18 protein-coding genes are annotated in these 17682 nt (G+C 45.5%); 13 read left to right on the top strand and 5 right to left on the bottom strand.

All coding sequences use genetic code 11. The features are described from left to right. The first annotated feature begins 22 nt into the window (after positions 1-22). Positions 23-1270 carry a signal recognition particle-docking protein FtsY gene (gene ftsY, locus AC2UZJ_RS10565; protein ID WP_486950117.1) on the top strand — a complete coding sequence of 416 codons (1248 nt, stop codon included), beginning with the start codon at positions 23-25 and terminating at the stop codon, positions 1268-1270. Here the strand turns inward: ftsY and AC2UZJ_RS10570 are convergent. Next, positions 1256-2740, bottom strand: coding sequence for a CYTH and CHAD domain-containing protein (locus AC2UZJ_RS10570; protein ID WP_486950118.1), 1485 nt, complete (start codon positions 2738-2740; stop codon positions 1256-1258). The genes ftsY and AC2UZJ_RS10570 overlap by 15 nt on opposite strands. 80 nt (positions 2741-2820) lie before the next feature. On the opposite strand from AC2UZJ_RS10570, the gene ribBA reads away from it, so the two are divergent. The 6 genes from ribBA to AC2UZJ_RS10600 are packed head-to-tail and all read left to right on the top strand — an operon-like array spanning position 2821 to position 7062. Continuing rightward, on the top strand, positions 2821-3978 hold the full coding sequence (gene ribBA / locus AC2UZJ_RS10575) for a bifunctional 3,4-dihydroxy-2-butanone-4-phosphate synthase/GTP cyclohydrolase II (protein ID WP_486950119.1): 1158 nt from the start codon (positions 2821-2823) through the stop codon (positions 3976-3978). 19 nt (positions 3979-3997) lie between these two features. Beyond that, on the top strand, positions 3998-4525 hold the full coding sequence (ribH, locus tag AC2UZJ_RS10580) for a 6,7-dimethyl-8-ribityllumazine synthase (RefSeq protein WP_486950120.1): 528 nt from the start codon (positions 3998-4000) through the stop codon (positions 4523-4525). After that, entirely contained in the window at positions 4515-5021 is a 507-nt protein-coding gene (gene nusB / locus AC2UZJ_RS10585) for a transcription antitermination factor NusB (RefSeq protein WP_486950121.1), read from the top strand. The genes ribH and nusB overlap by 11 nt, the downstream gene beginning before the upstream one ends. Before the next feature lie 12 nt (positions 5022-5033). Then, entirely contained in the window at positions 5034-6014 is a 981-nt protein-coding gene (gene thiL, locus AC2UZJ_RS10590; protein WP_486950122.1) for a thiamine-phosphate kinase, read from the top strand. Next, positions 6011-6511 (top strand): phosphatidylglycerophosphatase A family protein, encoded by a 501-nt coding sequence (locus AC2UZJ_RS10595; RefSeq protein WP_486950123.1) that lies wholly within the window; start codon positions 6011-6013, stop codon positions 6509-6511. Before thiL ends, AC2UZJ_RS10595 begins: the two co-directional genes overlap by 4 nt. A 23-nt stretch (positions 6512-6534) precedes the next feature. Continuing rightward, positions 6535-7062 carry a CinA family protein gene (locus tag AC2UZJ_RS10600; RefSeq protein ID WP_486950124.1) on the top strand — a complete coding sequence of 176 codons (528 nt, stop codon included), beginning with the start codon at positions 6535-6537 and terminating at the stop codon, positions 7060-7062. On the opposite strand, the gene pyrF is transcribed toward AC2UZJ_RS10600, so the two are convergent. The 3 genes from pyrF to groES form a co-directional block, all read right to left on the bottom strand. After that, the gene (gene pyrF / locus AC2UZJ_RS10605) at positions 7046-7864 is read right to left on the bottom strand and encodes an orotidine-5'-phosphate decarboxylase (protein WP_486950125.1); all 819 of its coding nucleotides are present in this window, start codon (positions 7862-7864) and stop codon (positions 7046-7048) included. The two genes, AC2UZJ_RS10600 and pyrF, sit on opposite strands and share 17 nt — an antisense overlap. A 118-nt stretch (positions 7865-7982) precedes the next feature. Then, entirely contained in the window at positions 7983-9638 is a 1656-nt protein-coding gene (gene groL / locus AC2UZJ_RS10610; RefSeq protein ID WP_486950126.1) for a chaperonin GroEL, read from the bottom strand. A 70-nt stretch (positions 9639-9708) separates the two neighbouring features. Then, positions 9709-9996 (bottom strand): co-chaperone GroES, encoded by a 288-nt coding sequence (groES, locus tag AC2UZJ_RS10615; RefSeq protein ID WP_486950127.1) that lies wholly within the window; start codon positions 9994-9996, stop codon positions 9709-9711. Between the two features lie 259 nt (positions 9997-10255). Between groES and AC2UZJ_RS10620 the strand changes: the two genes are divergently transcribed. The 6 genes from AC2UZJ_RS10620 to AC2UZJ_RS10645 all read left to right on the top strand — a co-directional run bounded on the left by AC2UZJ_RS10620 (position 10256) and on the right by AC2UZJ_RS10645 (position 16430). Next, positions 10256-11218, top strand: a complete 963-nt coding sequence (locus AC2UZJ_RS10620; RefSeq protein ID WP_486950128.1) for a phosphate acetyltransferase — start codon at positions 10256-10258, stop codon at positions 11216-11218. Continuing rightward, on the top strand, positions 11218-12426 hold the full coding sequence (locus AC2UZJ_RS10625) for an acetate/propionate family kinase (RefSeq protein ID WP_486950129.1): 1209 nt from the start codon (positions 11218-11220) through the stop codon (positions 12424-12426). Before AC2UZJ_RS10620 ends, AC2UZJ_RS10625 begins: the two co-directional genes overlap by 1 nt. Positions 12427-12540: 114 nt before the next feature. Further along, complete coding sequence (gene ahpC, locus AC2UZJ_RS10630) at positions 12541-13104, top strand: alkyl hydroperoxide reductase subunit C (RefSeq protein ID WP_486950130.1); 564 nt, start codon at positions 12541-12543, stop codon at positions 13102-13104. 103 nt (positions 13105-13207) lie between these two features. Next, positions 13208-14764, top strand: a complete 1557-nt coding sequence (ahpF, locus tag AC2UZJ_RS10635) for an alkyl hydroperoxide reductase subunit F (RefSeq protein ID WP_486950131.1) — start codon at positions 13208-13210, stop codon at positions 14762-14764. A gap of 3 nt (positions 14765-14767) precedes the next feature. Then, the gene (gene leuE, locus AC2UZJ_RS10640) at positions 14768-15415 is read left to right on the top strand and encodes a leucine efflux protein LeuE (RefSeq protein WP_486950132.1); all 648 of its coding nucleotides are present in this window, start codon (positions 14768-14770) and stop codon (positions 15413-15415) included. Positions 15416-15443: 28 nt separating this feature from the next. Then, a complete protein-coding gene (locus tag AC2UZJ_RS10645) occupies positions 15444-16430 on the top strand; it encodes a diaminopimelate dehydrogenase (protein WP_486950133.1) in 987 nt (328 codons plus the stop codon). A 22-nt stretch (positions 16431-16452) separates the two neighbouring features. Here AC2UZJ_RS10645 and AC2UZJ_RS10650 read toward each other — a convergent pair whose 3' ends face one another. After that, positions 16453-17661 carry an MATE family efflux transporter gene (locus tag AC2UZJ_RS10650; protein WP_486950134.1) on the bottom strand — a complete coding sequence of 403 codons (1209 nt, stop codon included), beginning with the start codon at positions 17659-17661 and terminating at the stop codon, positions 16453-16455. Between the last annotated feature and the right edge of the window lie 21 nt (positions 17662-17682).

Consider the following 17682-nt stretch of genomic DNA (forward strand, 5'->3'; position numbering starts at 1 on the left):
CATATTAGGTTAGTGTAAAGCCATGTTTAGTTTTTTTAAAAGACGCCGAGGGAAAAAAGAAGAAAAACAACAGCAAGAAAAGCAGCTTGAGCAGCAACAGCAAGCTGAAGCTGTAACAGCTGAAGCGCTTGTTCTTGAAGAAGAGCCCGCTGTTACTGAATCACCTCTAACTGAAATTGTACCGCCTAGCATAGACCGTAGTCATCTAGTACAGAAGGTTGAGTTTACGCTTAGTGACACCGACATATTCGTAGAGTTAAAACGTCCCGAACCAGAACCAGAGTCAGAGCCAGAATCGCTGACCGAAACGCCCGTTATAGCAGAAGGCAGCACCACCCAAGAGAAACCCACTAAAGGTTCTTGGATGTCGCGCTTGCGTAAAGGCTTGTCACGCACGGGTCAAAGCTTAAGCACGTTGTTTGTGGGCGTAAAAGTCGACGAGGACTTATACGAAGAGCTGGAAACAGCGCTAATTATGGCAGATGCAGGCGTAGAGGCCACCGAGTCATTGTTAACCGCCCTACGCGCTAAAGTACGTAAAGAGAAAATAACTGAGGCGGAAGCGGTAAAAAAAGCCCTCAAAGAAGCTTTAACTGAACATTTAAAACCCTTAGAAAAAGTGTTTCCTTTGCAGCCTGCGGTGGCAAAGCCTTTAGTAGTTATGATTTCGGGGGTAAACGGCGCCGGTAAAACCACATCCATAGGGAAGTTAGCGCATACGTTTCAACAGCAAGGTGCCAGCGTACTATTAGCTGCTGGTGATACCTTCCGAGCCGCAGCACGTGAGCAGTTGGTGGAGTGGGGTAATCGCAACAATGTGGAAGTAATCGCTCAAGAAGGGGGTAATCCGGGGGCCGTAGCCTTTAATGCGGTAGCTGCCGGTAAATCTCGTGGCACCGATGTGGTGATGGTAGATACCGCGGGGCGCTTGCCAACGCAGCTTAATCTGATGGAAGAGCTAAAAAGAGTTAAGCGCGCTATTAATAAAGCCGATGAGGGCGCCCCCCACGAGTGTTTGTTAGTCGTAGATGGTAATACAGGGCAAAACGCGCTAGCGCAAATCAAAGCTTTTGATGCTGCCATAGAGCTCACGGGTTTAGTGGTGACTAAATTGGATGGTACCGCCAAGGGCGGTATATTAGCGGCGGTGGCTGCAGGCAGTAATGGAGTGCGTCCTATTCCTGTGTACTGGATAGGTGTGGGTGAAGGCGTGCACGATTTACAACCTTTTGTGGCCAGTGAGTTTGCTAATGCCTTATTGGGAGATTGAAAATAGCAGGGGTAGATTTTGATTTTGTAATAGGCTAAGTGCTTTTTTACTTTTTGCTTGTTTTTTAAGAATTTTTTCTTCTAACCATTGCAGCGCAAACTGTTTTTGTTTCTTACTAACCGCATGCTCTTTGTACCAAGAGCATGCTACATAAGCATCGCATAAATCGCCTAGTTGGTTTTGCGATTTGGTTAGGGCGATATAAAGAGGATGCTGACAATCAACTCCCAGCGCTTCAAGGTTGTAGCGTAAGCGCTTGATACGATTTCGCAGCTCATGTTGGGCGGCCGGTTTAAGTTGATCAAATCGTAGGCTTTGTTTTTGTATGCGTTGTAACCATTTTTCTATACGCTGCTGCAATTGTTGTTGGGCGACTGACTCATGGTTTTCAGGTATACCTATAGCTTGATTTATTACTAACTTTGCGAGACTTTGTAGTAAAAGGCTTTGGAAATCAACGCTAGCAGCTATTTCTTCAGGTGTGGCTGAGAGTTTTTTCTTAGCGCTTTTAGGTGGAGGGAGTTGTTGGGCTGCGGGTAAGCCGGCTTGTTCTAGCTTTGGTTGTAATTCCAGCCAAAGCATATCGCTATCGCGCCAAGCACCAAAGGCTCTGTAGTAGGTACGTAAACGTTTAGCCAGTAACTGTTCTTCTGTGGTTAACCAAGGCTTAAAAAGCTGTCTGCAGGAGCGTAAACGTCGTATACCTACACGCATCAGCATTAAATAACGGGCCCGTGTTTCTTCAGAGGTATTAAAGCCATCTATGCCTGCCACAAAAGCCGCATTTCGAATCACTTGCTCTAAAAAAGCGCTAGCACTGGTGGTATAGGCTTCAGTTAGACTGGTATTATTAGTGCACAGCAAGCTTAATGAGCTAGGCTCTTTTAGGTTACCTTCATAAAGAGCATCTCCTCGTTCAGCTTTGGAGCGAAGTTCTAGTAATAAATTAAATTGTTGGAGCCACGCTAAGGCAGTAATGAATACCTCAGCCATATCGCCTTTTTTTAGTTCAAATTCAACTTCACTAATTGAGAGGCTGTGTTCTTTGGCTTTGATCACACCAATATCGAGGGCCACCTCAATGTCTGCTTGCGCCGTACTGATTAACGCAATGGTACGGTTTACATCTGTTTGATAGCGCATTTGCAAAGGAGCGCTAAGTTGCGAAAATAAAGTGGCGGCGGCCGTGTCTTTATAGACACTTAGATCTAAGGTGGCCTCATTGCGTAGATGATTATATTCTACATTGCTAAAGGCATCGCCCCCGCGCATTTTTAAGGTTTGTACCCATTGCCCATTTTCTAGGCGTAAACGTAATGCTGCCCCTTGATGCGCTAAGCTGCGTTGTGCTGTATCAAAATAGCGCGCTGCTAAGTGTATTTTTTGTGTAGCGGGCAGCTGTTGTATAGCAGCCATAACGCCAGTTTGTTGTGCCTTAGGGATATAAAGTTTAAGTTCTCGTTCAAGCATATCTTTTCAATAAAAGTTAAATTGTACCTAAGCCCCGTACCCGGGCTAAAATAGACCCAATACATTTACGCAGGATAGTCATGAGTCAGCATACACAAGATCCAGATAACACCCATTACGATATTTCATCTGTTACCGACATTATCGCCGAGCTGCGCGCCGGTCGTATGGTTATTTTGGTAGACGAAGAGGACCGTGAAAATGAAGGAGACCTCGTTTTAGCGGCTGAATTTGTTACGCCAGAAGCCATTAACTTTATGGTAACGCATGGTCGAGGTTTGGTCTGTTTAACCCTTACTGAAGAGCGCTGTCAGCAGCTAGATCTGCCTTTGATGGCCGTGCGTAACGGCACCAAGTTTGGCACCAACTTCACTGTTTCTATTGAAGCGGCTGAAGGCGTGGAAACCGGTATTTCTGCAGCAGATAGAGCTCGCACAGTGCGCGCTGCAGTAGCCCGCGATGCCAGGCCTTCTGATTTAGTGCAGCCCGGGCACATTTTCCCGCTTAAAGCGGCTAATGGTGGTGTGCTAATACGCGCAGGCCATACTGAGGCCGGTTGTGATTTAACGCACATGGCAGGTTTAACTCCCGCTGCCGTTATTTGTGAAATACTGAATGATGATGGCACCATGGCGCGTTTACCGCAGCTAATTGAATTTGCCAAAACACATAACTTAAAAATAGGGACTATTGCGGATTTAATTCAATATCGCAGTGCGCATGAATCCATGGTAGAGCGCTTGTTTGATCAGTCTATGGTCACTCCATGGGGTACCTTTCGTGCCATAGGCTATAAAGATTTGGCCTCAGGTGCACCTCATCTTGCTTTGGTGCACGGAGAGATACGCTCAGATATAGAAACCTTAGTGCGCGTGCATGAGCCTACCACCGTGATGGACTTACTCTGCTCAGAAAGCACAGACCATAGCTGGAGCATCCCCGATGCATTAAAAACCATTGCTAAAGCGCCATCTGGGGTGGTGGTTATGTTAAATTGTCAGGGTTCTGAGGAAAAAATCTTTGAGCAATTTAATTTGCGTAGCGATAATCCTGCACCGCAAGTAGATGAAGGCGGTTCAGAGCAGCGTTACGATTTGCGAACCTATGGTATAGGTGCACAAATATTACGTGACTTAGACGTTGGTCAAGCACGTTTATTAGCGCGTCCGCGTAAAATGCCAAGTATGGCCGGTTTTGCCCTTACCGTAACGGGTTATTTAACTGAACCCACGGTTTAATTTTGTTTGGAGTCCACCCATGAAACCCTATTTTGTCGAACCAGATCTTAATGGCGAAGGCCTACATATAGGTATTGTACGAGCTCGTTTTAACGAGGAAATCGGTCTAGCACAGCAGGAAGCCTGCTTAGCTGAGCTCATTAAACTTGGCGTTGACCCCCAAGACATCACGGTAATTACCGTGCCCGGAGCATTAGAGGTTGGTGTCACTATTATTCAAATGGCTGAAACCACCGAGTTTGATGCGCTCATTGCGTTAGGCGCAGTAGTACGTGGTGAAACCTATCATTTTGAAGTGGTCAGCAATGAAAGTGCCTCCGCGATTGCACGTGTCTCCATAGGCACAGGTTTGCCCATAGCTAACGGTATTCTTACGGTAGAAAATGAAGCTCAAGCACAAGAGCGAGTAGAAGAAAAAGGGCGTGATTGTGCCCAGGCTGCCGTAGAAATGGCTAATTTACTCGCATTATTAGAGCCTAGTGACGAAGATTTTGATGATGAAGACGAAGACGATGAAGAGGACGGCGACTTTGACGATGAAAACTGATTCCACCGAAATTGATCAAAGTGAATTGCTTGAAGGCACGCCCCGTCATCGGGCTAGAGGTTTTGCCTTACAAGGCATTTATGCGTGGTTAATTCGTGGCGCTGATGGTCTGCAAGAATCCGCTTCCATAGACGCTCACATACGTGCAGAACCTTACTTTGATACCTGTGATACCGAATGGTATCGCGTTATATTGTTTGGCGTAATGCGTGATGCGAGTAGCTTACAAGAGCAGTTTAAACCGTTTGTAGAGCGAGGTTTAGCTGAGTTATCACCCATAGAGCATGCCGTGTTGCTATTAGGTACGTATGAGCTTATGAATCATACAGAAGTACCTTATAGAGCCACCATAAACGAAGCGGTAGAGCTTGCTAAATCCTTTGGTGGCACCGATGGGTTTAAGTTTGTTAACGGCGTTTTAGACCGTGTGGCGGCCCAAGTGCGTCCAGCTGAGTTTAAAAAATATCAGGCCAGACGCGCTCAAAAACGTTCCTAATCGGAGACCCTCATGTCAGATCTGAATGAGTTTGGAGTGATTCAAACCTTTTTTAAGTCAGCCACGCCTGAGGGTTATATCGGCGTAGGTGATGACTGTGCCGTTTTCCCTGTTAGGCCCGGCTTTCAACTAGCCGTTAGTACAGATACTCTTATAGAGGGTCAGCATTTTTTTGCTAATGCTGATCCTGCTACGGTGGGGTATAAAGCTTTAGCCGTGGGCTTATCTGATTTGGCCGCTATGGGTGCTACGCCTAGGGGCTGTGTGTTAGCACTAGCTTTACCCAAAGTGGACGAAACCTGGCTTAAAGCATTTAGCACAGAGTTTAACGCCTTAGCCACTCAGGCGCATTGCCCCTTGTTAGGGGGAGACACCACCCGCAATCCAACCGGTATTATGATCACCGTTACGGTATTTGGTGAAGTGCCTATAGCCCATGCCTTACGCCGTGATTTAGCCCTGCCTAATGACGATATCTGGTTAACGGGTACGCTAGGTGCGCCCCATTTAGCTTTGAGTTATTTGTCTGGCAAGATCGTGGTAGACGAGGCCAGATTACAACAAGCTCGTCCTTTACTAGAGCGCCCTGAGCCACCCTATGGATTTGCGCCTGCTTTATTAGAACATGCGCACGCTGGCATCGATGTTTCTGATGGTTTACTGCAAGATCTCTCTCATATATTAAAAGCCAGTCAATGTGGTGCTAGCTTGCATTGGTCAACGCTCCCTATACACCCCGCCCTTACTGATTTAGATAGTGCAGTGGTGCAAGAGGCCGTGCTTACTGGGGGTGACGTATTTCAGCTCTGTTTTACAGCCCACAAAAATGAACGAGCCTATTTACTGGCTTTGGCGGCTCAAAAAGGTATGCAGCTTAGTAGAATAGGTTCTATTACTTCCGAGCCAGAGCTCGTTGTGCTAGCCGAAGACCAAACCCCCATGACATTACCTTCTCAAGGTGGCTTTGATCATTTTACCTCTGACGTTTTATGAATGATTCCAAAGCAGCAATTCGTCCTACTCTGGCATGGGTTTATGCCAAACCTTGGCGTGTTATCGCTTTTGGTATGGGTTCTGGGCTACTGTCTCCCGGGCCGGGTACTTGGGGGACGGTGTGGGCTTGGGGTGTATGGTTAGCCGCTCTCCAGTTTATTCCGTGGCTCAGTATGCCCTTGGTTTTAGGCTTGATGTTTATGGTGGGCGTTTGGACTTGTCAGCGTACTGGCGATGATCTCAACGTGCATGATCATGGGGGTATGGTCTGGGATGAAGCCGTGGCTTTTTGGCTTATATTGTGGCTGTTGCCCTTACAAACGTGGTGGATGCAGCTGTTGGCTTTTGCTTTGTTTAGATTGTTTGATATTGCTAAACCTTATCCCATACGTTTCTTTGATCATAAAGTCGGTGGTGGTTTTGGGGTGATGCTCGATGATATTCTGGCTGCTATATATAGTTTAATTGTGCTGTACGTGATAGTTTCATTTTTATAATTTTTGCTTTTACTGCCTACCTTATGCAAACAAATACACAACTCAACGCTACTGAACAAGCAGCACAAAAATTAGGAAATGTCTTATTAACCCATAAGATGCTTTTAGCGTGCGCTGAATCTTGTACCGGTGGGCTTATAGGTGCTGCTGTTACGGCAATTAGTGGCTCTAGCCAGTGGTTTGAGCGTGGGTACATTACGTATAGTAATGCTGCTAAAGAGCAAGACCTACACGTACATACAGAAACGCTAGAGCAGTTTGGTGCTGTGAGCGAAGAGACCGCTATGGCCATGGCCACGGGGGTGCTAAGCCAATGCCCAGGAGCGCATATTGCTATTTCTACCACCGGCATAGCTGGCCCCACAGGTGATACCCCAGGTAAACCCATTGGGATGGTGTGTTTTGGTTTTGCACGCAGAGAAGGTGATGGCATTGTGGCTCATGCGCATACAGAAATATTTAGTGGCAGCCGCCAAGAAGTACGAGAGGCGGCTACCTTATTTGCCTTAGAGCATGCCGTGGAGCTTATTACCGCTAACGCGCCGCATTAATTGCATCGCGAGTTTGTTGTGCTGTTTGAGCAGCTGCCTCTTGCCAGTCGGATGCTTGGCTTGCATACAAAATAGCACGTGAAGAGTTAATCATCATGCCTGCACCGGTGCTGTTTAATCCTGCTTTCACCGTAGCGGGTATATCTCCTCCTTGAGCGCCTATTCCTGGTACTAGTAAAGGCATATCACCCACTACATTACGCACTTTAGCGATTTCTTCCGGATAGGTAGCGCCGACTACAAGCGCGCATTGGCCGGTTTGTTGATTCCACTTTTCTGCTACTAAACGAGCTACGTGTAAATATAAAGGAATGCCCTCGGCGGTATGCATAAACTGCAAATCTGAGCCACCGGGATTTGAAGTACGACATAAAATAATCACCCCTTTATCTGTCCATTCAAAATAGGGCTCCACCGAATCCATGCCCATATAGGGATTGACGGTAACCGCATCTGCGCCATAACGATCAAAGGCTTCCACCGCATAATGGCGCGCCGTAGAGCCAATGTCACCGCGCTTGGCATCTAAGATTATAGGCAACTGTGGGTAATGGTGTTTTATATAAACACAAAGACGTTCAAGTTGTGATTCAGCACCTACGGAGGCAAAGTAGGCAATTTGGGGTTTAAAAGCGCTAACAAAAGGAGCGCAAGCATCGACTATGCCCACACAAAAATCATAAATAGCATCTGAGCGTTGGCCTAAAGCCGTTGGGAAACGGCTAAGGTCTGGATCTAAGCCCAGAGTTAAAAGTGAGTTTTGGGCAGTCCAAGCCTGTTGCAGCTGTTTAGTAAACGTCATGAAATGATGGCCAGTAATAAAGAGAAGATACAAATAAAAATAAGACCATAGCACAAAAAAGCCCCTGCTAAAAAGCAGGGGCTCATGCGCGTCAACTTAGGTTAAGCATTAGGGGAGCTTAGAATCCACCCATGCCACCCATACCACCCATGCCGCCCATACCACCCATGTCAGGCATACCGCCTTCTTCTTTCACGTCTGGATGTTCGGCCACAGCCACTTCAGTAGTTAGCAATAAGCTGGCTACAGAGGCAGCGTTTTGTAGAGCGGTGCGTGTGACTTTAGTGGGGTCTAATACACCCTGAGCAACTAGATCACCGTACTCATCGGTAGCAGCGTTGTACCCGTAGTTACCTTCGCCCTGGGCGACTTGGTTAACCACGACGCTCGCTTCTTCGCCAGCATTACTTACAATAGTACGTAGCGGAGCTTCTATAGCGCGTAGTACTAGTTTGATACCGGCTTCTTGGTCTAAGTTGTCTGCGGTGAGAGCAGCGACTGCTGGGCGTACACGGATTAGTGCCACACCACCCCCAGGCACAATACCTTCTTCCACTGCGGCACGTGTTGCGTGTAGAGCATCTTCTACGCGTGCTTTTTTCTCTTTCATTTCTACTTCAGTGGCAGCACCTACGCGAATAACAGCTACACCACCAGCAAGCTTAGCTACACGCTCTTGGAGTTTTTCACGATCGTAATCAGAGGTAGCTTCTTCCATTTGTGCACGAATTTGTTTTACACGTGCTTCGATGGAAACGTTATCACCTGCGCCATCAATGATAATGGTGTTTTCTTTGCCAACTTCAATGCGAGCCGCTTGACCTAGGTGAGACACCTCAGCACTTTCTAGAGACATACCGGTCTCTTCAGAAATCACGGTACCATTTGTGAGTATAGCGATGTCTTCGAGCATCGCTTTACGACGATCACCAAAGCCAGGAGCTTTAACAGCAGTGGCTTTAATAATGCCACGGATGTTGTTAACCACTAAGGTAGCAAGTGCTTCGCCTTCTACGTCTTCAGCAATGATGAGTAGAGGACGGCTGTCTTTAGCGACTTGTTCTAGAATGGGTAGTAAGTCACGGATATTGCTGATTTTTTTGTCGAAAATCAGCACGTATGGGTTTTCTAGAACGGCAACTTGCTTCTCAGTGTTGGTGATGAAGTAAGGCGATAAATAGCCGCGGTCAAATTGCATACCTTCGACTACGTCTAATTCGTTTTCTAGAGATTTACCGTCTTCAACGGTAATTACGCCTTCTTTACCCACTTTATCCATGGCTTTGGCAATAATTTCACCGACTGCCACGTCACTATTAGCAGAAATAGAACCCACTTGAGCAATTTCTTTAGTGGTGGTGCAAGGTTTAGATAGCTTGCGTAGTTCATCTACGGCTACGGCTACAGCTTTATCAATACCACGCTTGAGATCCATGGGGTTGATGCCAGCTGCTACGTATTTCAAGCCTTCTTCTACAATAGCTTGGGCTAAAACGGTAGCGGTGGTGGTACCATCACCGGCTAAATCAGATGTTCTGGAAGCCACTTCTTTAACTAGCTGAGCACCGATATTTTCAAACTTGTCTTTAAGTTCAATCTCTTTGGCTACAGATACCCCGTCTTTGGTTACGGTAGGTGCGCCAAAGGCACGGTCTAGCACCACGTTGCGGCCTTTAGGGCCCATGGTGGTTTTAACGGCATTTGCCAAGGTATTTACACCACGTACGATTTGCGTGCGGGCGTCATCACCAAAATAAACTTGTTTTGCTGCCATGATAGGTAATTCCTTAATTCAGTAGCGTTAATTAGGTATAAAGATATATATGTATCTAAAAAAAAGTGACTTAGGCGAAAACGGCAAGAACTTCTTCTTCGCGTATAACTAGGACTTCTTCACCGTCTACTTTTACGCTCTGACCTGCATATTTGCCAAATAAAACTTTGTCGCCTTCTTTGAGCTCTAGAGGGATAACGGTGCCGTCATCAGCGCGTCTGCCTGGCCCTACAGCAATCACTGTGCCTTGGTCTGGTTTTTCGGTGGCACTCTCAGGGATTACAATACCTGATGCTGTTTTGGTTTCGCTTTCAACGCGTTGCACGATTACGCGATCGCCTAAAGGACGCAATTTCATAAGATGAACTCCTGTTCAATAACAAGTTAGTTAAATATTAGTTTAGTTAAAATCATATAAACCTCGTAAATTCACGAGGTTTATAGTGCATAAGCACGTTTTTTGTTTAGGTAATACTACATATAGGGACGATTTTTAGAATATCAAGGGCAGTAATTCACATTTGTTGATGAGGACGATATCAAAGTGACCGCCTAGGCTTTAAAATATAAAGTGGTGAATAGATGGCTTTAATTTCATTAACTTACAGGGAGTTAGCTTGTCACAAATACCGGTTTCATTTTCTACCCTCATTGCACAGGCTCAAACCAAAAAGCCTAGGGCTGTATGCGCGGTAGCGCACCCTTGCGATGAGGTGTCCTTAGGCTGCTCATTAGATGCTGCTAAAAAAGGGTTATTCATTCCATTGTTAATAGGGCCTAAGGCGCGCATAGAGGCGGTGGCTGCAGCGCATGGTTTTGATCTTACAGGGGTGGAAATTATAAACACACCTCATAGCCATGCCTCCGCAGAGCAGGCTGTATTAAAGGTGTTGCGTGGTGAGGCGCAATCGTTAATGAAAGGTAGCCTACACACCGATGAACTCATGCATGCGGTGATGACCGTAGAAGGGAATGGGCTGCGCACCGAGCGTAGATTAAGTCATATTTTTTTGATGGATGTACCCCGTTACGAGGGGCTGTTATTTATCACCGATGCCGGTATTAATATTAAACCGGATTTAGCCGCCAAAGCAGATATAGTACAAAATGTGGCGGACTTACACGTAGGTTTAGGGTTGGGGGTGCCGCGGGTGGCGGTATTGTCTGCTGTTGAAACGGTCACAGAAAAAATTCCCAGTACCTTAGATGCCGCAGCCCTATGTAAAATGGCCGATAGAGGGCAAATTACGAATGTCATTATTGATGGGCCATTGGCCATGGATAATGCCATTAATGTAGAGGCGGCTCGTATTAAAGGCATTAAATCTGAGGTGGCGGGCAGAGCGCAAGTCTTAGTGGCCCCCGATTTAGAATCCGGTAATATGCTATCTAAAAATCTAACCTTTTTATCAGGTGCACAAGCTGCTGGTATTGTCTTGGGGGCACGGGTTCCCATTATCTTAACGAGTCGCGCTGATACCCATGATGCCCGGTTAGCCTCATGTGCTGTAGCGGCCGTCTATGCGGATGTTTTAGTGAAAAAAAATGCTGCTAGTGCGCTGGCAGCAGGAGAGAGTTAATGAGTGATACTTTAATTGTTGTAAATGCAGGTAGTTCTAGTCTGAAGTTCAACGTGTATCAAATAGCCGATACTTCAAAATTTGATATTGATAGTCTAGCCTTCTTATATGGGGGGCAGGTATCAGGCATAGGCACAGACATCGCTAATTTCAAAGTAAAAGGCGGGGCAGGTCAGACCCTTGAAGATCGTCCGTGTCCCGAAGCCAAAGATTTACACATGGCTCAAAAAGTCTTATCTAATTGGTTTAATGGCCGTATGGAAAAACCCCCTATTGTGGTAGGGCACCGTATTGTGCATGGGGGGGCCGATATGGATGGGAGTGCTGTGATAGATCAAGCGCTCTTTGATTATCTAGAAGGCTTAGCCTCCTTAGCCCCCTTGCATCAGCATAATAACTTAGAGCCTGTACGGGTGACTATGGATAACTGGCCCAATATCTTGCAGGTGGCTTGCGTAGACACGGCCTTTCATAGCCATCAAGAAGCGTTACAGACGCATTACGCCTTACCGAAAAAATATTATGAAGAAGGAGTGCGTCGTTACGGTTTTCACGGTCTTTCTTATCAATACATTTCTGAATACCTTAGAGATCGTATTCCTAGTTTGTACTCAGGGCGCGTTATTGTGGCGCACTTGGGTTCGGGTGCATCGGCTTGCATGATCCAAGATGGGAAAAGTATTACCAGTACTATGGGCTTTACCGCTTTAGAAGGTTTGCCCATGAGTACCAGACCTGGTAATTTAGATGCAGGTGTAGTCCTTTGGTGGTTGCAACAGCGTCATAAAAGCGCTGATCAAATACAAGATCTACTTTATAATCAGTCTGGCCTGAAAGGCTTATCAGGTATTAGTGGTGATATGCGCACCTTACTAGCCAGCGATAGCGCGGACGCGAAGCTGGCGGTGGATTACTTTTGTTTGCATACTGCTGAAAACTTAGCCAGTTTATGTGTGGCCACTCAAGGGGTTGATGGTATTGTGTTTACAGCAGGAGTCGGTGAGCACAGCTCTGAGATCCGAGCACGTATTTGTGAGCATTTAAAGTGGTTAGGCGTTAAAATAGACCCGCGCCTTAATGCTGAAAACGCACAAAAAATATCTGCAGCTGATAGTGCAGTCTCTGTTTGGGTTATTCCTACAAACGAAGAGTTAGTGATTGCTCGTGAGGCGTTACGTCATTATTGCGAGCAAAAAAACGGCTCATAGTAAAAAGCTATCACTTTGATTGTTTTAATCAATTTTACTTAATGATAGTGAATTCCTATAATGAAATCACTGACACAATAAAGTTAAAGTTAATCACACAGGAGATATATAAAGATGTCCTTAATTAATACACAGATCCTACCTTTCAAATCTATGGCTTACCACAATGGTGAGTTCAAAGAGTACACCAATGACAGCATTGCTGGTAAATGGTCTGTTTTCGTATTCTACCCAGCAGACTTTACCTTCGTTTGCCCCACAGAGCTCGAAGACTTAGCTGATAATTACGCTGAGTTCCAGAAGTTAGGCGTTGAGGTTTTCTCAGTGTCTACTGACACGCACTTTGCACACAAAGCTTGGCACGATACTTCCGATGCTATCGGTAAAGTGCAGTACCCTATGCTTGCAGACCCAACCCATCAATTAGCACGTAACTTTCAGGTGCTAATTGAAGAAGAAGGTGTGGCGCTACGCGGTACTTTCATCGTCAGCCCAGAAGGTCAAATTAAAACCATTGAAGTGCACGATAATGGTATTGGTCGTGATGCTAAAGAGCTACTACGTAAAGTACGTGCTGCTCAGTACATTGCTAAGCACCCAGACGAAGTGTGTCCTGCTAAGTGGGAAGAAGGTGCTAAGACCCTCGCCCCTTCACTAGACCTAGTTGGTAAGATCTAAGCAGATTTTCTTACGGCGCATAGCCCGTAAATAAACTGCAGAGCGCCCGACAGGTTCGGGCGCTTTTTTGACCCTAAAATAAGAAACAGAGGAAGCCAGCATTATGTTAGATACAGATTTAAAAACACAGCTTAAAGCATACTTAGAAAATATCACGCAGCCTATCACGCTTATTGCCTCCCTTGATGACGGCGATAAATCTAAAGAATTAAATGAGCTGCTCACACAAATTGCCGAGTTAAGCCCTGAAAAAGTGACTTATAACGCGCAAGGTGATAATGCGCGTAAGCCTTCTTTTAAAATTCAGCGGGTAGATAGTGATGTGGCGGTTGAGTTTGCCGGTATTCCATTAGGCCATGAGTTCACCTCTCTTGTACTAGCCTTGTTACAGGTGGGCGGCCATCCTATCAAGATGGATGAGGCTGTGGCAAACCAAATCCGTAACTTAGACGGTGAATATGTTTTTGAGACCTATTTCTCCTTAAGTTGCCAAAATTGCCCTGACGTAGTTCAAGCCTTAAACGCCATGGCAGTTTTAAACCCAAATATTCAGCACATCTCCATCGATGGCGCCTTGTTCCAAGACGAAGTCAATGAGCGTGAAGTGATGTCGGTACCAGCGGTCTTTTTAAATGGTGAAGAGTTTCACTATGGCCGCACGAATGCTGAAGAGTTATTAGCTAAGTTAGGCGCAGGCGATAGCGAAGAGCAAATTGCCGCTTTAAATGAGAAAGATCCATACGATGTGTTGATCGTAGGTGGTGGGCCCGCCGGTGCTGCTGCTGCTATTTATGCCGCCCGTAAAGGTATTCGTACGGGGGTGGTAGCTGAGCGTTTTGGTGGTCAAGTATTAGATACGATGGCCATTGAAAACTATATTTCTATCAGCGCTACCGATGGTCCTACTTTTGCTACGGCCTTAGAAAACCACGTACGTGATTATGATGTAGATATCATGAATGTGCAGCGTGCCGAAGAGTTAATCCCCGGTAAAGAGTTACAGCTAAAACTCGCCAATGGAGCAACGTTAAAGAGTAAGTCTATTATTTTAGCCACTGGTGCTCGTTGGCGTGAATTAGGTGTTCCAGGTGAAGCTGAATACCGCAATAAAGGTGTAGCTTATTGCCCGCACTGCGATGGTCCTTTATACAAAGGCAAAGATGTAGCAGTAATAGGTGGCGGTAACTCCGGCGTAGAGGCAGCCATTGATTTAGCAGGCTTAGTAAACTTCGTTACCTTAATCGAGTTTGGTGATGAGTTACGTGCTGATGAGGTATTACAGCGCAAACTAGAAAGTTTAGATAATGTGAAAATTATCAAAATGGCGCAAACCACCGAGGTACTGGGTGATGGCGCTAAAGTCACAGGTTTACGTTATACAGACCGTAAAACAGAGCAGTCTCACGATATCGCTCTAGATGGTATTTTCGTACAAATTGGTTTGATTCCAAATAATGAATGGCTAGGTGATGTAGTTAAGCGTAGCCAGCACGGTGAGATTGAGATTGACGAACGTGGTCAAACATCGGTAACCGGCGTATTTGCAGCCGGTGATGCTACTACGGTGCCCTTTAAGCAAATCGTGATTGCAGCAGGCCAAGGGGCTACGGCAGCACTTAGTGCGTTTGATTACTTAATTCGCAGTTCTATGGACGATTAACTCGTGTTTGAAAGTGTAGGGGTGATCAATCTGAGCACCTACTTAGTAGGTGCTCTTTTTGTGGTGTTACTGCCTGGGCCAAACTCGCTATTTGTATTAGCCAGTGCGGCTGCCAAAGGCGTTAAAAGCGGCTATCAGGCCGCTTTTGGCGTTTGGTTAGGTGATAGTATTCTCATCACATTAATGACGGTAGGAGCGGGTTCATTATTGCAGGCAATGCCTGTTTTGTTTCATAGCTTAAGAGCTGTAGGTGCGCTCTATCTGCTTTATTTAGGCATACGTATTTTATTATCAGTAATACGTCCGGCAGCGCAGGCTAAGGTGGAACATATAGAACACACGGGCAGAAACAGTAATTTTTTTATACGTTCACTATTACTTAGTTTAGTAAATCCTAAAGCCATTTTTTTCCTATTGTCTTTTTTTGTACAATTTGTGGATCCCGCCCAAGGTAACCCTTGGCGGGCTTTTTTAGTATTGGGGGCGTTTTTACAGCTTTTTAGTGTGTTGTATCTCTCATTGTTAATTTTTGGTGGTAATCATTTAGCAGCCGTTTTTAGACGTTATACTCGGCTCAGTGCCTTAAGTAATATAGCTGTAGCATTGGTATTTATTGCCTTTGCAGTACGTATGGCTTTTGGTGTAGCTTAAAGGTTTTGAAAATAGTAAAGGAAGTGAAATGAGTACAAAAATTCGTATCGGTATTGCAGGTTATGGCAATTTAGGCAGAGGGGTTGAGCTGGCATTGAGCCAAAGTCCTGACATGAAATTAGTAGCCGTTTTTAGCCGCCGTGACCCAAGCAGTTTAAAATTGCAAAACTCTGCCGTGCCTGTGTATGCCTTGGATACTATTGAGCAGCATAAAGAAAGTATAGATGTACTCATTTTATGTGGCGGCTCCAAAGACGATTTGCCAGAGCAAGGCCCGCATTTGGCTCAATGGTTTAATACTATAGATAGCTTTGATACCCATGCCGCTATTCCTGAGTACTTTGCAGCGGTAGATGCCGTGGCACAAAAAACACAACACACTAATATTATTGCTGTGGGTTGGGATCCAGGCCTGTTTTCTATTAATCGTTTGATGGGTGAAGGCGTGTTGCCTGAGGGTGAAACCTACTCCTTCTGGGGTAAAGGCTTGAGCCAAGGGCATTCGGATGCTGTACGTAGAGTAGAAGGTGTTAAAGCGGGTGTACAGTACACATTACCGATTGAAAATGCGGTAAATCGCGTGCGTAATGGAGAGCAACCCACACTTTCTACTCGTGAAAAACACCGTCGTGAGTGCTATGTGGTTTTAGCAGAGGGTGCAGATGAAAATACCGTACGCGAAAGCATAGTCACTATGCCTAATTACTTTGATGAATACGACACCACCGTACATTTCATCACCCAAGACGAGCTAGAACGAGATCATGCTGCTATGCCACATGGTGGTTTTATGATTCGCAGTGGCGTATCCGCTAATCAAACCAAACAAACTATTGAGTACTCCCTAGCTTTAGGCAGTAATCCTGAGTTCACTTCTAGTGTATTGGTGGCGTATGCCCGAGCAGCGCATCGTTTAGCGCAGCAAGGGCAGTATGGAGCCAAAACAGTGTTTGATATTGCCCCCGGGTTAATTTCTCCTAAAGCGCCAGCCGAATTACGTAAAGAGCTGTTGTAATTTTCTCAGTGGTAAATAGTAATTAACCGTAATGAAACTCGGGTTGCTTAAGTAGTCGCTGCGTATGACGCCACCAACGTATGGTTAACAACGCAGCTACTACACTTAGTCCGGTAACAAAACCAATCCAAATCCCCACCCCTTCCATACCCACTCCAAAAGCCAAGAAAGCGCCTATAGGCACGCCTAACAGCCAATAGCCTATTAATGCTAATACCATTGGTGTGCGCGTATCGTAAAAGCCACGTAGCATACCTGCTGCTACAGCTTGAGCACCATCGGCAAGTTGAAATAGCGCAGCAAAAAATAAAAATTGCGTGGCAGTAATGATGACCGCACGGTTTTCTGGCGCACTGGCATTAATAAAAAAAGCGATCAACATTTCTGGTTTCAGCCACATCACACTGGCGGCAATCGCCATAAAGCCAACGCCTAAACCATAAAACACCAGTGTCTCTAAGGTGAAAGTGACAGCAATGGGTAAGCCCAGTTTCCACATTGCCCCCAAATAAGAGGGGTTCCAGTGCCAAAAATGCTTAAATACTTGATACTTACTAAATATAGAGTGTTTATGGATAAGTAATAGCATGCTGCCAAACATCAAAATATTTGTTAGCGTAATGGCTACTCCTGCTCCCGCAATGCCTAAAGCGGGCATGCCTAAATTACCAAAAATCAATAACCAACCCAAAAACGTATTCACAAAAAAACCACCAAAGGCCACTAAGAGCGTCCACATAGGTTTTTCTAAGGCCGCTAAAAGTGAGCGCAAGACGATATAACCTAAATAGGGCAGCAATGACCACATCAATAGATGAATGTAATCAATGGCAATTTCTATGGTGTCAGGGTTTTGGCCCAGCGCTAATAGCAGTTTATCGGCATTCCACAGTACAATTAAAAAAGGCATGCAAATGATGAAAGCAGTGAGAAAGCCATGCCGGATAATTTTTTGTATCTCAGCAAAATTATCACGATTTTTCCCTAAGCTAGTGGCCAACATTGGAATAGTAGCTGAAACCAGCCCCAGACTAAAAATCATAAAAGCATGATAAAGGCTGGCAGCTAAAGAGCCTGCTGCTAACTCCACTTTCCCTAGACGGCCAATAAAGATCAAATTTGTTGTTAATAAAGCAACTTGTGCTAGATTCGTTAAAATTAACGGCGAACCTAATTTAATTGATGCTTTTAATTCATCTATTAAGCTGATTTTTAATGTGACTTTCTTCATAGAGACACTTCTTTTTGGATT

This window comes from Paenalcaligenes sp. DL 309 (genome assembly GCF_057475285.1).

Excerpts from the sequence above, each read along its gene's own strand:
- ftsY (WP_486950117.1), top strand. The coding sequence starts at position 23 with ATGTTTAGTTTTTTTAAAAGACGCCGAGGGAAAAAAGAAGAAAAACAA.
- AC2UZJ_RS10570 (WP_486950118.1), bottom strand. The coding sequence starts at position 2,740 with ATGCTTGAACGAGAACTTAAACTTTATATCCCTAAGGCACAACAAACT.
- ribBA (WP_486950119.1), top strand. The coding sequence starts at position 2,821 with ATGAGTCAGCATACACAAGATCCAGATAACACCCATTACGATATTTCA.
- ribH (WP_486950120.1), top strand. The coding sequence starts at position 3,998 with ATGAAACCCTATTTTGTCGAACCAGATCTTAATGGCGAAGGCCTACAT.
- nusB (WP_486950121.1), top strand. The coding sequence starts at position 4,515 with ATGAAAACTGATTCCACCGAAATTGATCAAAGTGAATTGCTTGAAGGC.
- thiL (WP_486950122.1), top strand. The coding sequence starts at position 5,034 with ATGTCAGATCTGAATGAGTTTGGAGTGATTCAAACCTTTTTTAAGTCA.
- AC2UZJ_RS10595 (WP_486950123.1), top strand. The coding sequence starts at position 6,011 with ATGAATGATTCCAAAGCAGCAATTCGTCCTACTCTGGCATGGGTTTAT.
- AC2UZJ_RS10600 (WP_486950124.1), top strand. The coding sequence starts at position 6,535 with ATGCAAACAAATACACAACTCAACGCTACTGAACAAGCAGCACAAAAA.
- pyrF (WP_486950125.1), bottom strand. The coding sequence starts at position 7,864 with ATGACGTTTACTAAACAGCTGCAACAGGCTTGGACTGCCCAAAACTCA.
- groL (WP_486950126.1), bottom strand. The coding sequence starts at position 9,638 with ATGGCAGCAAAACAAGTTTATTTTGGTGATGACGCCCGCACGCAAATC.
- groES (WP_486950127.1), bottom strand. The coding sequence starts at position 9,996 with ATGAAATTGCGTCCTTTAGGCGATCGCGTAATCGTGCAACGCGTTGAA.
- AC2UZJ_RS10625 (WP_486950129.1), top strand. The coding sequence starts at position 11,218 with ATGAGTGATACTTTAATTGTTGTAAATGCAGGTAGTTCTAGTCTGAAG.
- ahpC (WP_486950130.1), top strand. The coding sequence starts at position 12,541 with ATGTCCTTAATTAATACACAGATCCTACCTTTCAAATCTATGGCTTAC.
- ahpF (WP_486950131.1), top strand. The coding sequence starts at position 13,208 with ATGTTAGATACAGATTTAAAAACACAGCTTAAAGCATACTTAGAAAAT.
- AC2UZJ_RS10645 (WP_486950133.1), top strand. The coding sequence starts at position 15,444 with ATGAGTACAAAAATTCGTATCGGTATTGCAGGTTATGGCAATTTAGGC.
- AC2UZJ_RS10650 (WP_486950134.1), bottom strand. The coding sequence starts at position 17,661 with ATGAAGAAAGTCACATTAAAAATCAGCTTAATAGATGAATTAAAAGCA.